The sequence below is a fragment of the Sulfitobacter sediminis genome, assembly GCF_040811725.1.
Lineage (GTDB): Bacteria > Pseudomonadota > Alphaproteobacteria > Rhodobacterales > Rhodobacteraceae > Sulfitobacter > Sulfitobacter sediminis.
In genome coordinates, this window is sequence record NZ_JBFNXX010000002.1 from 42,916 (window position 1) to 55,743 (window position 12,828).

Sequence of the window (12,828 nt, forward strand, 5' to 3'; positions counted from 1 at the left end):
CCCCCTCGTATCCACCAGCTTAGCCGATGGTGCCGCGAAGGCCATAGCATAACTTCGTCAGTTTCGGCGCAAGACCGGAGCGAGACCGGTTGACAGCACAAAGAACAGCGCGGCTGCCGAGACGATACTGGGTCCGGTGGGGGTGTCGAAGACAAAGGAAGTGAATAGCCCGGCGGCCACCGCTGCGGCTCCCACGGCGATCGCCGTAACCGCCATGCCCTCGGGGCTGCGCGCGAAGGGGCGGCCGGCCGCTGCCGGAATGATCAGCATGGCGGCGATCAGCAGCGCTCCCACGACCTTGAGCGCAACCGCGACCATGATGGCAAGCGCCAGCGTCAGGACCAGTTGCTCGCGGTGCGGATGGCCGCCCGATGCCGTGGCAAGATCAGGATTGAGCGTAGCGGTCAGCAGCGCCTGCCAGCGTGTCACCAGAAGGACGGCGACCAAAAGTGCGCCAATCCAGATCACGGCGAGGTCGGCCTTGGAAACGGCGAGGATATCCCCGAAGAGATAGGCAGACAGGTCCACCCGCTGCCCCGGCACCAACGAGACAGCCACAAGACCAAGCGCAAGCCCGGCGTGCGCCAGCACCCCCAGAAGCGCATCGGTGCTCACGTGCCGCTCGGACAGGCTGCTGACGATCAGCGCCATCACCAGCGCCATCAGCAGGACGCCCATCAGGATCGGCAGGTCCATCGCGAGGGCGAGCGCGACGCCAAGCAGGGCCGCGTGGCTGGTGGCATCGCCGAAATATGCCATGCGCCGCCAGACAACGAAACACCCCAGCGGGGCGGCCGCCAGCGCCACACCGAAACCCGCAAGGGCCGCGCGGATCAGGAAGTCATCCAACATCAGTGGCTGTGTCCGTGGTCTTGATCATGCCCATGGTCGTGATCGTGGCGGTAAAGCGCCAGCGTGCCCTGGGTCCCGGTGCCGAAGAGCGCGCGATACTCGGGCGCGCCGGCAACCACGTCGGGGGTCCCCTCGCAGCAGACATGGCCGTTGAGGCAAAGAACCCTGTCCGATGCCGCCATGACGACGTGCAGATCGTGACTCACCATCAGGACAGCAAGCCCCATTTCCTGTCGGACCTCCTCGATCTGGCGGTAGAAACTTGCCGCACCGGGTTGGTCGAGCCCCTGTGTCGCCTCGTCGAGGATCAGGATATCGGGCCGTCCCAGCAGCGCGCGGGCCAGAAGCACGCGCTGAAACTGGCCGCCCGAAAGCTGCGCCATCTGCGCGTCCGCAAGGTCGGCAACGCCTGCGCGGCGCAGGGCTCTCCCGATCTCTTCGGGCTTCCTGCGGTGGGGCAGGTTGAGAAACCGCCGGACGGGCAGGGGAAGCGTGGCGTCGATCTGCAGCTTTTGCGGGACGTAGCCGATCTTGAGGCCCCTTGCGCGGGTCACCGTGCCCGCAACCGGCTTCAGCGCCCCGATCAGCGCCCTCAGCAGGCTCGACTTTCCCGATCCGTTGGGCCCCACGATGGTGACGATTTCGCCCCGGTCGATGCTGAAGGTGACATCGCGCAGAACGATATCGGTCCCGTAGCCAAGGCAAAGGCCGTTCGTCTCGATCAGGCTCATGCGGCGGCATCCCGGCAATGCGGACAAAGCCCCTCGGCCTCGACCACGGCGCGCTCGATCTTGAAGCCGGCTTCCCGCGCGGCATCGCCGAGGCGGCCCTGCGCCGGGGCGGTGTCGGCTTCCGCCACGGATTTGCACTTACGGCAGATCAGGAACGCGGGGGTGTGGTTCGTTCCGAGATGGGCGCAGGCGATATAGGCGTTCAGCGCTTCGATCTTATGGGCAAAGCCCGCCTTGACCAGAAAATCAAGCGCCCGGTAGGCGACGGGCGGCTGCGCGCCCAGCCCTTCTTCGGCAAGAACGGCCAGGAGATCGTAGGCCCCGAGCGCGCGGTGCTCCGCGAGCAGGATCTCAAGCGCGCGCCGACGCACTGGCGTCAGGCGAAGGCCGTTCTTCGCGCATTCCGCCTCCGCCCGGTGCAGGGTGTCTGCGACGCAGCTGGAATGATCGTGGGGTTCAAATCCGATGGTGGTCATGTGGGTTCCGGCTTTTTCGGATTGATATGTTATAACATACGCGCTAGCAAGCGTAATACTATAACAATTCGGGAATCGTCATGCGCCGCCTGCTTTGCCTTATCTTGTTCGTTGCCTCGCCTCTCCACGCCGAGGCGCCCCGTGTTGCCACCGATATCGCACCGGTGCACTCGCTGGTTGCGCAGGTCATGCAGGGTGTCGGCGAGCCTGACCTCGTCATCCCGCCCGGTGCGTCGCCCCACGGTTACGCCATGCGCCCGTCGGAAGCCCGCGCGCTCGGTGCCGCCGATCTTGTCGTCTGGGTTGGCCCCGCACTGACGCCATGGCTGGAGGAGCCGCTGGACTCGCTTGCACCCCATGCGCGGCGATTGAGCCTGATGGAGGGGCAGGGCCTGACGCTTCTGCCATTCCGCGAAGGGGCGGCATGGGAAGATGCGCATGATCATGGGCACGATGACCACGGTCACGACGACCATGCCCACGAAAAGCATGAGCACGGCCATGATCACGGCCATTCCGAGACGCATCACGGATATGCCGACCCGCACCTCTGGCTCGATCCGGTGAACGGCGCGCAAGCGCTTGCCCTGATCGCCGGGGCGCTCGCTGATGCGGACCCCGAAAACGCAGATCGCTACCACGCCAATGCCAGGGCCGGGCAGGACCGCCTTGCCGCGCTCACTCAGGAACTGGCTGCGACGCTCGAACCAGTTTCAGGTCGGCCCTTCATCGTTTTCCATGACGCCTTTCATTATTTCGAAGCGCGTTTTGGCATCGAAGCGCGGGGAGCTGTCAGCGCGGGCGACGCAGCCGAGCCGGGAGCCGCCCGGATTTCCGAACTCCGCGCGCATCTGGCCAAGACCGAAGCCAAGTGCGCCTTTTCGGAGCCTCAGATGAACGTCGGTGTTCTCGAGACGGTAATCGAGGGCCAGGGAACCCGGGTTGCGGTGCTCGATCCACTGGGTTCGAGCCTCCCGCTTGGTCCCGATCTCTATCCGGACCTGCTGGGCGCGCTTGCGGCGACTATGGTTTCCTGCCTGCAAGGCTGATTGATGAAGCCTGCGCAAGGAAAAGGCCCCGCGGGGGACGCGCGGGGCCGAAAGTGCTGAAAGGGACTTTTCTGGAATATCAGACGGCGATCTTGCCGCCGCCCTGTTTGGTGACCACCAGCACCGAGGGGCGCGGCGGCATGTTGGGATCAAAGTCCGGCCAGCGTGTCGCCGGGTCTTCGAAGACGGAGTCGCGCTCGAACCCCTTGAAATCCTTGGTGCCGTCCGTGCCCGGATGCTGCACGGCAAGGAACAGGGTCTCCTGGTCTTCGGTGAAATAGGGCCCGCACAACTCGCCGCCGATGGGACAGCGGAAGAAGAGCTTCGACGTGCCGCGCCCGGCGCCCTCGGTCTCCAGCGCATAAAGGCCATCGGATTTGCCCGTCTTGCCCCAGCTTGATCCCTGATCGGTCGAAATCCACAGCCGCCCGTCCGCGTCGATCGCGCAATTGTCGGGCGAGCCGAACCAGCCGTTCTCCGAGGTCTCCGGGTTCCACTGTGCGCCCACCTCGGCAATCGCCGGATCGCCGCATTTGACAAGGATCGACCAGGTACCGGTCGTGGCCGAGTGGTTCCCGCCTTCTTCCTTGATCTCGATGATATGGCCAAAGCTGCTCTCGGGCCGCGGGTTCGCCGCATTGATCTGGTCGGCCTTGCGGCGGGTGTTGTTGGTCAGCATGACATAGGCCGTGCCATCCCCGCGCGGCTGCGCGTCCTCGGGCCGGTCCATGGGCGTCGCACCCAAAAGGTCCGCGGCGATCCGCGTGTCGATCAGCACATCCGCCTGTGAGGCAAAGCCGTTCTCCGCCGTCAGCGGCCCCTCGCCATGCACCAGCGGCATCCAGGTGATCGTGCCGTCGGCGTCAAAACGCGCGACATACAGCGTGCCATCCGACAACAGGTCCGAGCCAAAGCCCGCGTCTTCCGTCACCGTCCCGTTCGAGACGTATTTGTACATGTAGTCGAACCGGTTATCGTCGCCGGAATAGACCACCAGCTTGCCGTCCGAGGCGATGGTCGTCTCTGCGCCCTCATGGCGGAACCGACCCAGCGCGGTGTGCTTGATCGGCGGCGCATCCGGATTGCGCGGATCGACCTCGACGATCCAGCCCCAGCGGTTGGGCTCATTCGGCTCCTTGTCGATGTTCCAGCGGTCGTGGTGCTGGCCCCAATTGTACCACATGCCGGGCACGCCATAGCGCTTCTTCGATGCCGCATCTGCATGCGCGGAAATGTCCGGCTTGCCTTCGCCGTCGACGACGTCCGTCCAGAAGTAGCCGTGAAAGTTCTCCTCGGCCATCAGGTAGGTGCCCCAGGGCGTCATGCCGCCCGCGCAGTTGTTCACGGTGCCGATAACGGTCATGCCCTCGGGGTCTGCGTTGGTCTTCATACGGTCATGCCCGGCTGCGGGTCCCGAGATTGTCATCTCGGTGCTGTGTGGCGTGATCCGGCGGTTGTATCTGCTGTCGCGTACCAGCGCCCATTTCCCGTCCGCGCCCTTGGCGATCTCGACCACGGTGCCGCCATGGGCGGCCATCTCGATATCCACCAGCTCCTTGGTCATCCCTGCAAAGCCATCGCGGTCCTGACGGCCCAGCCCGGGGAACATAACTTCCTCGTTGGTGTATTCGTGGTTCACGCACAGCAGCCCGCGCGTGCCTTCGTCATTCAGCGCGGTGAACCCCACGTAGTCGTTGTTGTAGCCGAATTGCTTCAGCTGCGCCTCGGCGGTCTGGTTCATCACGTCGAATTCCGGCGCATCCGCCGTGATCGGATCACCCCATCGCAGCAGGATGTCCGCGTCGTAGCCCGCCGCGATATGATGCGTCTCGTCATTGCCCGCGCTCAGTTCATCAAAGACATAGCGGCTGGCCCCGTGCCCGCCCGCTGCCGCCTGCCGGGGCGCGATCATCGCGGATGTACCGAAAAGCGCTGTCGTTGCGGAGACGCCCAACACCCCGCGCAGCACCTCGCGGCGCCCATAGCGCGCGTTGATCACGTCGCCGATGGTGCGGCTCAGGTTCGGGTTCGTGGGAATATCGTCAAACGCCTCATAGGCCTCTGCCTTGTTGCCGATTTCCGGGTCGTTGATGATGTCTGAGCGCTTCATGGCGTATCCCTCCGCTGGCCAATGCTTGAGCGGGGGGTTGCACTGAGTCTGTTATGGTTTTGTGACATCCCCCCGGACAAGGGGATGCAACCGATAGTCGAAAAGGCAAGCTTTTTCTGTACCGGCCCCTATCTGCGCACGAATTGGCCGATCAGGTCGGGGATGTTCTCCTTGAATGGAAAGAACCCCTTGGTCGCAAGGGGCCATGCAGCGGTGTCGAGGGCGCGGCGATAAAGGCTGAGCGGTACCGAGCCGTCGATGGCGCGGTAGGCGTCGAGCATCTGGCGCATCGGTCCTGTCGGCGCATAGGGGGCAACCACCTGCTCCAGATCGTGCGCCGCTGCCCAGTCTGCAATCGCCTGCGCCGTGGCCAGCGTTTCCATCTCCGCGTCCTCCGGCACCCCATCCCGCGCGGCGGCCTCGCGAAATGCCGCCACATGGGGCGCCATCTGCCAAGGGCTATGACCCGGCGTAGCCTCGGCATAGGCGAAAGCCACCGGATCTTCGGCCCGCAGCAGCAAACGGTCGACGTCCAGGTCATCGCCGTGCAGCAGGATGCCGTAACGCCCGGGCAGGGGAAAGGGATCGCTGGGCGGCAACGCGCCCGCGGGTATGTCGCCCGGCCCTTCGCGGGGGACCGCGTGCTGCGCCAGCCCCTTGACGTCACGGAACCGCCCGTCGGTGTATTTCGCGATATTCTCCGCCGTCGCGAGGTAAGTCTTGCCCTTGGTCTGGATGCCCGCCACCCATCGCCAGCTCAGCGTGTTCACCGCAGCATCTCCGTCCAGCAGATGCCGGAGGAAGAAATCCGCCCCCAGTTGCCAGGGCAGTTCCAGCGTGAAAATCCAGATCGAGGCAAACCACATTCGCGCGTGATTGTGCAGGTATCCCGTCTGCACCAGTTCCCGCGCCCAGGCATCAAAGGGCGCGATGCCCGTCTGCCCGTGACAGGCCTCGTCCCAGCGGCCGCGCAATCCCGACTGGGTTTGAATGTCGTCCCGCAAGCGGTTGAGATCGCTTGTATATTGCAGCCAAGCCGAGGGCCGCAGCTCCATCCAGCCTTTCCAGTAGGTGCGCCAGAAAACTTCGGCGATATATTTCTCGGCGCTGCTCTCGTCGTGCTGCGACAGAACCGCACGGATGATCGCCACCTCATCGAGCATCCGCGCCTTCACGTAGGGCGACAGGATCGAGACGTTGTCGTGATTGCCGGGGCCGAAATCGAAGTTGCGGCTGCGGGCATAAGCCGCAGCGGCCCGTGGCACAAAGGCGTCGAGCCGCTGCCGGGCGGCGGCAAAGGTCGGGGGGAAATGGGTCAGGGCGTCGCTCATGCGCCGCAGATAGGGCGCGGCCCGGCCGCGGCAATGTCCCCCCCCTTGAAGCTGCCAGAACCCGCGACTAATCTCACGCTAACGGTTTCGCGGGTATGGTCCGGCGAAGGAAAACACAGGCAAGCGCACATGAACGATCCCATCGACACCTACATGAATACGCTCGTTCCCATGGTGGTCGAGCAGACCAGCCGCGGCGAACGCGCCTACGACATCTTTTCGCGCCTGCTCAAAGAGCGGATCATCTTTCTCTCGGGTCCCGTTCACGACGGCATGTCCTCGCTGATCGTGGCGCAGCTTCTGCACCTTGAGGCGGAGAACCCGTCCAAGGAAATCTCAATGTATATCAACAGCCCCGGCGGCGTGGTGACCTCCGGTTTGTCGATCTACGACACCATGCAGTACATCCGCCCCAAGGTGTCGACGCTGGTGATCGGGCAGGCGGCCTCCATGGGTTCGCTCCTGCTGACCGCCGGTGAGCCGGGCATGCGCTTTTCGCTGCCGAACTCCCGCGTGATGGTGCACCAGCCTTCGGGCGGCTACCAGGGTCAGGCGACGGATATCATGATCCACGCGCAGGAGACGCAGAAACTCAAGACGCGGCTCAACGAGATCTACGTCAAGCACACGGGCCAAACCCTTAAAAAGGTTGAGGATGCGCTTGAGCGTGACAATTTCATGTCCCCCGAGGACGCCAAGGAATGGGGCCTCATCGACGAGATCGTCGAAAGCCGTGGCAAGGCGGGCGAGGACGATGCCAAGGGCAAGGACGACAAGTAAGCATGAGGCGGACGCGGCGATTTTGCGATTGTAGCGTCCGGGGCTCTGGCCTAGGGTTGGGGCAGGGAAAGTGCGGGGCAAAGCGCCCGGTGCGAAATTCACGACAGACCTGAAAGGGCTGAGATGGCGACGAACTCTGGCGGTGACAGCAAGAACACGCTCTACTGCAGCTTCTGCGGGAAGAGCCAGCACGAGGTACGCAAGCTGATTGCGGGCCCCACCGTATTCATCTGCGATGAATGCGTCGAGCTTTGCATGGACATCATCCGCGAAGAGACCAAGGCAAGCGGCCTCAAGGCCACCGACGGGGTGCCGACCCCGAAGGACATCTGCGCGGTACTGGACGATTACGTGATCGGGCAGGCCACGGCCAAGCGGGTGCTGTCGGTTGCCGTGCACAACCATTACAAGCGCCTCAACCACGCCCAGAAGGGCGGGGATATCGAGCTGGCGAAATCCAACATCCTGCTGATCGGGCCCACCGGCTGCGGCAAGACGCTGCTGGCGCAGACGTTGGCGCGCATTCTCGATGTGCCTTTCACCATGGCCGACGCCACCACCCTGACCGAAGCGGGCTACGTGGGCGAGGACGTGGAGAACATCATCCTCAAGCTCCTGCAGGCCTCCGAATACAACGTCGAACGCGCGCAGCGCGGCATCGTCTACATCGACGAGGTCGACAAGATCACCCGCAAGTCCGAGAACCCCTCGATCACCCGCGACGTGTCGGGCGAGGGCGTGCAGCAGGCGCTGCTAAAGCTGATGGAGGGCACCGTGGCCTCCGTGCCGCCGCAGGGCGGGCGCAAGCATCCGCAGCAGGAATTCCTGCAGGTGGACACGACGAACATCCTCTTCATCTGCGGCGGCGCTTTCGCGGGCCTCGACAAGATCATCGCGGCGCGCGGCAAGGGTTCGGCCATGGGCTTTGGCGCCGATGTGCGTGACAACGACGAGCGTGGCGTGGGCGAGATTTTCACCGATCTGGAGCCCGAGGACCTGCTGAAATTCGGCCTGATCCCTGAATTCGTCGGCCGCCTGCCGGTGCTGGCAACGCTCGAGGATCTCGATGAGGACGCGCTTGTCACGATCCTGACCCAGCCCAAGAACGCGCTGGTGAAGCAGTACCAGCGCCTTTTCGAACTGGAAGACACGGAACTGACCTTCACCGACGACGCGCTTACCGCCATCGCCAAACGCGCAATCGAGCGCAAGACCGGCGCGCGTGGGTTGCGGTCGATCCTCGAGGATATCCTGCTCGACACGATGTTCGAGCTGCCTGGCCTCAACTCGGTCACGGAAGTGGTCGTGAACGAGGAAGCGGTCATGTCGGACGCCGCCCCGCTGATGATCCACGGCGAGGCGGAGAAGGAATCGGCCACCGCCGGCTGAGGGTGGACGACACGTCCACCTTACGGGAATGCGAAAAACGGGGCGCGCTTTCGGGCGCGCCTTTTTCTTGTCTGACAGGGAGGAAGGCGCTGCGGGTCCCACCAAAACCAGCCAAGGTTTCGGACCCGCCCTTGCGCGTGCCCTGCCTGCCGCTTTGTCTCGCCGCCATCAAGAGAAATAGCGGTATCCCGGACGGACCTTCGGGTCCGGTCCAGTGGGAGGCAGCGGGTTTTCTGAAACCCGCGTTCCCACTCCGTTGCAGAATCGGTTGCTGTTACTGCACCGGGTGCTGACCTTGGCGCGCAAGCGCGCGTAGGGTCCCACGCGTCGCGGCAAGCGCGACGTCCTCCGCGATTTCTCTTGACGTCGCCGCGCCAAAGCGGCCGTCTGGTCCCACGCAAGGGCGGCTCCGAAACCAGCAGGAGGATTTGAAGATGGCGATCAGGCGCATTCATTCGGGCGGGGCCTTCGAGCCCAGGATCGGCTATTGCCGCGCGGTGGTGGCGGGCGGCTTTGTCCACGTGGCGGGCACCGTCGGGCAGGGCGACGACGTTGTCGCCCAATGCCGCGATGCGCTGGCCGTCATCGGGCGCGCGCTGGCCGAGGCGGGAGCGTCCTTCGCGGATGTGGTACGTGTGACCTACATGCTGCCTGATCGCAACGAGTTCGAGCCGTGCTGGCCGGTGCTTTCCGAAACCTTCGGTCTGAACCCGCCCGCGGCCACGATGATCGAGTGCGGGCTGATCGATCCGAAGTACCGGATTGAGATCGAGGTGACGGCCCTGCTGCCAACCTAGGCCACTTCCTCGAACTTCGGTCCCAACTGGTCCTGCACGGTTTCGGGATCAAGACCGCTCCACGTCTTGCCGCCTTTTCCGATAAAACCAGCCGTCGCAAGACTGTCCTGCACCAACGGCATATCGAGCTCCCCTTTCCACGTGCGTGCCTTGGCAGCGCCAAGCGGCTTCCACGACCGCTTGAGGTGCGACACGGTCAGCGGTGCCTTGCCCATGAAGGACTCAAGATGGACCTGTAGGTTCCGCGTCGCCCCGGAGGGGCGGCGCACGACCATTGCCACATCTGTCTTGTGGTCGGCGACCATCGCCAGCAGGTGCAGGGCCGAGCCCTCGGCGGCGATCACCTTCCGCGCAGCCTTGTAGGTGGCAATCTGGTGATCGATGTCATGTTCCTGCGGGTGATAGATCGTGTACCCCTCGGCGCTCAGATGGGCCTCCAGTTCTGTCTCGCCAATCAGGTTGCCGCGTCCCGCCGGCAGTTTGCTGCGGCTGATGTAGAGCTTCTCGGGGCCATCGGCCGTGATGCTCTTGCCCAGCCGGTCTCGCATCGCCTTGCGGAAGGCATCCGTGCCCGAAATCATCGGTCCAAGACCAAAGCCCTGTCCAGGCACGATCAGCCGCTCAACACGTTCGGGGCTGCCCGCGCAGGCGACATCCGCTTCGGTTCCCATTGCGGCCACCAGCCGCCGCTGGAAATCCGTCACCTCCGACCCGTTGCGGGGCCGCTTCGGCACAAACAACACGCCGTCGATCTTTTCGCCCAGATGCTCCAGCGCCCAAAGCCGCGCGGTGCTTTCTACCAGGAAATGCCCGAAGTGCATCCAGAGCACGCCTCCCCAGAGCCAGGTCCCCTCGCGCAGCGGCAGATCGCCCTTGGGCATTTTGGGCCGCGTGGTCAGGGCACGCCCGTTGCGCCAGAGCGCCCCGGTGGACTGATACGCACCCTTTTCGCTCAGCACGCCCGCAGGCTGGGTGAATCCCTGTTCGGCAGGCGGCACGACAACGGCATTCTCCAGTGTCACGATCTCGGAGGTCCAGGCGTCCGAGGGCTGGGGCGGGCGCAGGGCCTCATCGAACCGGCAGGTCCAGACGGTGCGGGTGCAATGGTCCTCCACCTGCGCGAATCCTGCGCGCCGGAGGATATTCTTGCATTCGATCATCCCCTCGCGTCCGTAGGCCTCGGGGTGGAACTCGATCACGATCGCCCTGATCCCCTCAAGAGAGGCATGGCGCAGGAAATCCAGCTCGCCGCCCTCGATGTCCATCAGCAGAACGTCTGGTTTGAAGTCTTTGAGCACCTTTGCGTAGGACGCCGTCGGCACCTCCACCCTGTCCTTCGTCCGTCCGCCGGGGTCGATCAGGGAGGAACCGAGGTAGGAGCGGTGGATATGAAATGTCATGGTCTCCGGCGCATCCGGCGCGCTGATCAAGACCTCGTTGCGCACCGCAATCCGGTCTTCGAGCCCGTTCAACTCGTAAAGCGCCCGGGTGTGTTCGATCAGCATCGGGTTGGCCTCGAAGGACATCACCTTCTCGGGCCTTGCATTCAGGGCAACAACCGCACCGACAAGGCCGATGCCCGCACCGAGTTCGAGAACCCTGTCGCCTTCTCGAACCACCTCGAGCGCTCCGTCGATTTCCTGTCCCTCATAGCGTCCGCCCTTGATGCGTTCGATCCGTGCCTCGGTCAGGAAGGGACTGTCGGGGACTTTCACGCCATGGCACTCCGCCACGTGGTCTTTCTTGCTGCTCTTGCTCGCAATCACAGATTTTCTCCGTTTTGGGCAGCCTAGCGGGGCAGGGTTACCAAGGCCACAACTTTGGGCAGCGATGATTCTCTGCGGGTCGCGTCGAGTCTTTGCCGCAACACCGCCCAGGCTGCCTTGTGCGCTGGACGACGCCTCCGCCTTGGTGCATAACCGGCCCAAGCGAAAGCGGAGAGCGACATGGGCATTCTGAACACAATCTTCCGGGCGTTGACGTGGTGGGACGGGGCGACGCTCAACACCCAGCTTTTCACCTGGCGCAGGGGCGTGAAGGTGGGCGAGGATGACCAGGGCAATGTCTATTACCGCAATGCCGACGACAGCCGCCGCTGGGTGATCTACAATGGTGATATGGAAGCCAGCCGCGTGAGCCCCGATTGGCACGGCTGGCTGCACCAGACATGGGACGCGCCGCCGACGGACAAACCCCTGGTCCGCAAGAGCTGGGAAAAGCCGCATGTGGAAAATCTGACCGGCACGATGCTTTCTTATGCCCCTGCCGGTTCGATCCGGCAGGAAAAGCCGAAGGATCGGAGCGATTACGAGGCCTGGAGCCCGGAGTAACCCCTCGGGCAGTGGATCAGCATCCATGTGGAAATATCTGTTTACGCTGGCTTTTCTTGCCATGCCGCTGGCTGCCCAAGAGGTCGCCAATGCACCTGCCGCTGTCCTGCGGACGCTCGACAAGACCTCGGGCGACACGCGAGATATCGAGATTCCCGCAGGCCAGTCGCAGACACTTGGTCCGCTGACCATCGTCATGAAAGAATGCCGTTATCCCGCCGGGAACCCATCGGGCAATGCCTATGCGTTGCTCGAGATTTCCGAACGCGGCCGCGAGGGGCCACTCTTCAGCGGTTGGATGATTGCCTCGTCCCCTGCGCTTTCCGCGCTTGAACATCGCCGCTACGACGTCTGGGTGATCCGCTGCATCACCTCGTGAAGCGGCAAGACTTCCGGGGCCAGAAAATTCGCCTGACGGTCCTTCGCATACTCCAGTTTTGCGTGATAGGCCGCACGCGTTATCTCAACCGCCCCGAGCGAGGCAAGATGGTCGGTGATGAACTGCGTATCGAACAACACGAACCCCGCCCGGTTCAGCCGCTCGACCAGTGCCGCGAGGGCCATCTTGGACGCGTTGGATCGGCGTGAGAACATGCTCTCCCCGAAAAACGCGGCACCAAGCGTGACGCCATAGACCCCGCCGACCAGCGATGCGCCTTCCCAAAGCTCAAGCGAATGGGCATGACCTTTGGCGTGCAAGCCGCTGTAAAGGCGCGCGATTTCGTCATTGATCCAGGTCTCGGAGCGGTCCGCGCAGGCGGCGACCACGCCCTCGAAGTCGGCGTTGATCCGCACCTCCAGATCGCTTTTGCGCATGGCCTTCGCCAGCGAGCGTGACATGTGAAACCCATCCAGCGGCAGCACACCGCGCCGCTTGGGATCGACCCAGAAGATCTCCGGATCGTCCCGGTGTTCGGCCATGGGAAATATCCCGACCGAATATCCATGCAAAAGCAGCTCCGGCGTCAGCTCGGACATCGCGG

At 63.8% G+C, this 12,828-nt stretch carries 13 protein-coding genes; 6 read left to right on the forward strand and 7 right to left on the reverse strand.

The features are described from left to right. Positions 1–57: 57 nt before the first annotated feature. The 3 genes from AB2B41_RS02730 to AB2B41_RS02740 are packed head-to-tail and all read right to left on the reverse strand — an operon-like array spanning position 58 to position 2,059. Positions 58–852 carry a metal ABC transporter permease gene (locus AB2B41_RS02730; RefSeq protein WP_367876209.1) on the reverse strand — a complete coding sequence of 265 codons (795 nt, stop codon included), beginning with the start codon at positions 850–852 and terminating at the stop codon, positions 58–60. After that, positions 852–1,583 carry a metal ABC transporter ATP-binding protein gene (locus tag AB2B41_RS02735; RefSeq protein ID WP_367876210.1) on the reverse strand — a complete coding sequence of 244 codons (732 nt, stop codon included), beginning with the start codon at positions 1,581–1,583 and terminating at the stop codon, positions 852–854. Before AB2B41_RS02735 ends, AB2B41_RS02730 begins: the two co-directional genes overlap by 1 nt. After that, on the reverse strand, positions 1,580–2,059 hold the full coding sequence (locus AB2B41_RS02740) for a transcriptional repressor (RefSeq protein WP_367876211.1): 480 nt from the start codon (positions 2,057–2,059) through the stop codon (positions 1,580–1,582). The genes AB2B41_RS02735 and AB2B41_RS02740 overlap by 4 nt, the downstream gene beginning before the upstream one ends. A gap of 80 nt (positions 2,060–2,139) precedes the next feature. Here AB2B41_RS02740 and AB2B41_RS02745 point away from each other — a divergent pair, with 80 nt between their 5' ends. After that, on the forward strand, positions 2,140–3,108 hold the full coding sequence (locus AB2B41_RS02745) for a zinc ABC transporter substrate-binding protein (RefSeq protein WP_367876212.1): 969 nt from the start codon (positions 2,140–2,142) through the stop codon (positions 3,106–3,108). Between the two features lie 79 nt (positions 3,109–3,187). Here AB2B41_RS02745 and AB2B41_RS02750 read toward each other — a convergent pair whose 3' ends face one another. Together AB2B41_RS02750 and AB2B41_RS02755 are read right to left on the reverse strand one after the other, a co-directional pair. Continuing rightward, a complete protein-coding gene (locus AB2B41_RS02750; RefSeq protein WP_367876213.1) occupies positions 3,188–5,218 on the reverse strand; it encodes a PhoX family protein in 2,031 nt (676 codons plus the stop codon). 128 nt (positions 5,219–5,346) lie between these two features. Next, on the reverse strand, positions 5,347–6,549 hold the full coding sequence (locus AB2B41_RS02755) for an FAD-binding domain-containing protein (RefSeq protein WP_367876214.1): 1,203 nt from the start codon (positions 6,547–6,549) through the stop codon (positions 5,347–5,349). Positions 6,550–6,678: 129 nt separating this feature from the next. Between AB2B41_RS02755 and AB2B41_RS02760 the strand changes: the two genes are divergently transcribed. From AB2B41_RS02760 to AB2B41_RS02770, 3 genes are all read left to right on the forward strand, one after another. Then, positions 6,679–7,329, forward strand: a complete 651-nt coding sequence (locus tag AB2B41_RS02760; RefSeq protein WP_367876215.1) for an ATP-dependent Clp protease proteolytic subunit — start codon at positions 6,679–6,681, stop codon at positions 7,327–7,329. Between the two features lie 123 nt (positions 7,330–7,452). Further along, positions 7,453–8,718: an ATP-dependent Clp protease ATP-binding subunit ClpX gene (gene clpX / locus AB2B41_RS02765; RefSeq protein WP_367876216.1), complete on the forward strand. Its 1,266-nt coding sequence runs from the start codon at positions 7,453–7,455 to the stop codon at positions 8,716–8,718. Between the two features lie 434 nt (positions 8,719–9,152). After that, positions 9,153–9,515 carry a RidA family protein gene (locus AB2B41_RS02770; RefSeq protein WP_367876217.1) on the forward strand — a complete coding sequence of 121 codons (363 nt, stop codon included), beginning with the start codon at positions 9,153–9,155 and terminating at the stop codon, positions 9,513–9,515. Here the strand turns inward: AB2B41_RS02770 and AB2B41_RS02775 are convergent. Continuing rightward, positions 9,512–11,281, reverse strand: a complete 1,770-nt coding sequence (locus tag AB2B41_RS02775; protein WP_367876218.1) for an FkbM family methyltransferase — start codon at positions 11,279–11,281, stop codon at positions 9,512–9,514. The genes AB2B41_RS02770 and AB2B41_RS02775 overlap by 4 nt on opposite strands. 180 nt (positions 11,282–11,461) lie before the next feature. On the opposite strand from AB2B41_RS02775, the gene AB2B41_RS02780 reads away from it, so the two are divergent. Both AB2B41_RS02780 and AB2B41_RS02785 read left to right on the forward strand, forming a co-directional pair. Continuing rightward, positions 11,462–11,845, forward strand: a complete 384-nt coding sequence (locus AB2B41_RS02780) for an NADH:ubiquinone oxidoreductase subunit NDUFA12 (protein ID WP_367876219.1) — start codon at positions 11,462–11,464, stop codon at positions 11,843–11,845. Positions 11,846–11,870: 25 nt separating this feature from the next. Next, positions 11,871–12,224, forward strand: a complete 354-nt coding sequence (locus AB2B41_RS02785) for a DUF2155 domain-containing protein (RefSeq protein WP_367876220.1) — start codon at positions 11,871–11,873, stop codon at positions 12,222–12,224. On the opposite strand, the gene aat is transcribed toward AB2B41_RS02785, so the two are convergent. Beyond that, on the reverse strand, positions 12,188–12,823 hold the full coding sequence (gene aat / locus AB2B41_RS02790; RefSeq protein ID WP_367876221.1) for a leucyl/phenylalanyl-tRNA--protein transferase: 636 nt from the start codon (positions 12,821–12,823) through the stop codon (positions 12,188–12,190). The genes AB2B41_RS02785 and aat overlap by 37 nt on opposite strands. Positions 12,824–12,828: the final 5 nt, after the last annotated feature.

What these genes read in the sequence shown, in the direction of transcription:
- AB2B41_RS02730 (WP_367876209.1), bottom strand. Translation starts at nt 852, where the DNA reads ATGTTGGATGACTTCCTGATCCGCGCGGCCCTTGCGGGTTTCGGTGTG.
- AB2B41_RS02735 (WP_367876210.1), bottom strand. Translation starts at nt 1,583, where the DNA reads ATGAGCCTGATCGAGACGAACGGCCTTTGCCTTGGCTACGGGACCGAT.
- AB2B41_RS02740 (WP_367876211.1), bottom strand. Translation starts at nt 2,059, where the DNA reads ATGACCACCATCGGATTTGAACCCCACGATCATTCCAGCTGCGTCGCA.
- AB2B41_RS02745 (WP_367876212.1), top strand. Translation starts at nt 2,140, where the DNA reads ATGCGCCGCCTGCTTTGCCTTATCTTGTTCGTTGCCTCGCCTCTCCAC.
- AB2B41_RS02750 (WP_367876213.1), bottom strand. Translation starts at nt 5,218, where the DNA reads ATGAAGCGCTCAGACATCATCAACGACCCGGAAATCGGCAACAAGGCA.
- AB2B41_RS02755 (WP_367876214.1), bottom strand. Translation starts at nt 6,549, where the DNA reads ATGAGCGACGCCCTGACCCATTTCCCCCCGACCTTTGCCGCCGCCCGG.
- AB2B41_RS02760 (WP_367876215.1), top strand. Translation starts at nt 6,679, where the DNA reads ATGAACGATCCCATCGACACCTACATGAATACGCTCGTTCCCATGGTG.
- clpX (WP_367876216.1), top strand. Translation starts at nt 7,453, where the DNA reads ATGGCGACGAACTCTGGCGGTGACAGCAAGAACACGCTCTACTGCAGC.
- AB2B41_RS02770 (WP_367876217.1), top strand. Translation starts at nt 9,153, where the DNA reads ATGGCGATCAGGCGCATTCATTCGGGCGGGGCCTTCGAGCCCAGGATC.
- AB2B41_RS02780 (WP_367876219.1), top strand. Translation starts at nt 11,462, where the DNA reads ATGGGCATTCTGAACACAATCTTCCGGGCGTTGACGTGGTGGGACGGG.
- AB2B41_RS02785 (WP_367876220.1), top strand. Translation starts at nt 11,871, where the DNA reads ATGTGGAAATATCTGTTTACGCTGGCTTTTCTTGCCATGCCGCTGGCT.
- aat (WP_367876221.1), bottom strand. Translation starts at nt 12,823, where the DNA reads ATGTCCGAGCTGACGCCGGAGCTGCTTTTGCATGGATATTCGGTCGGG.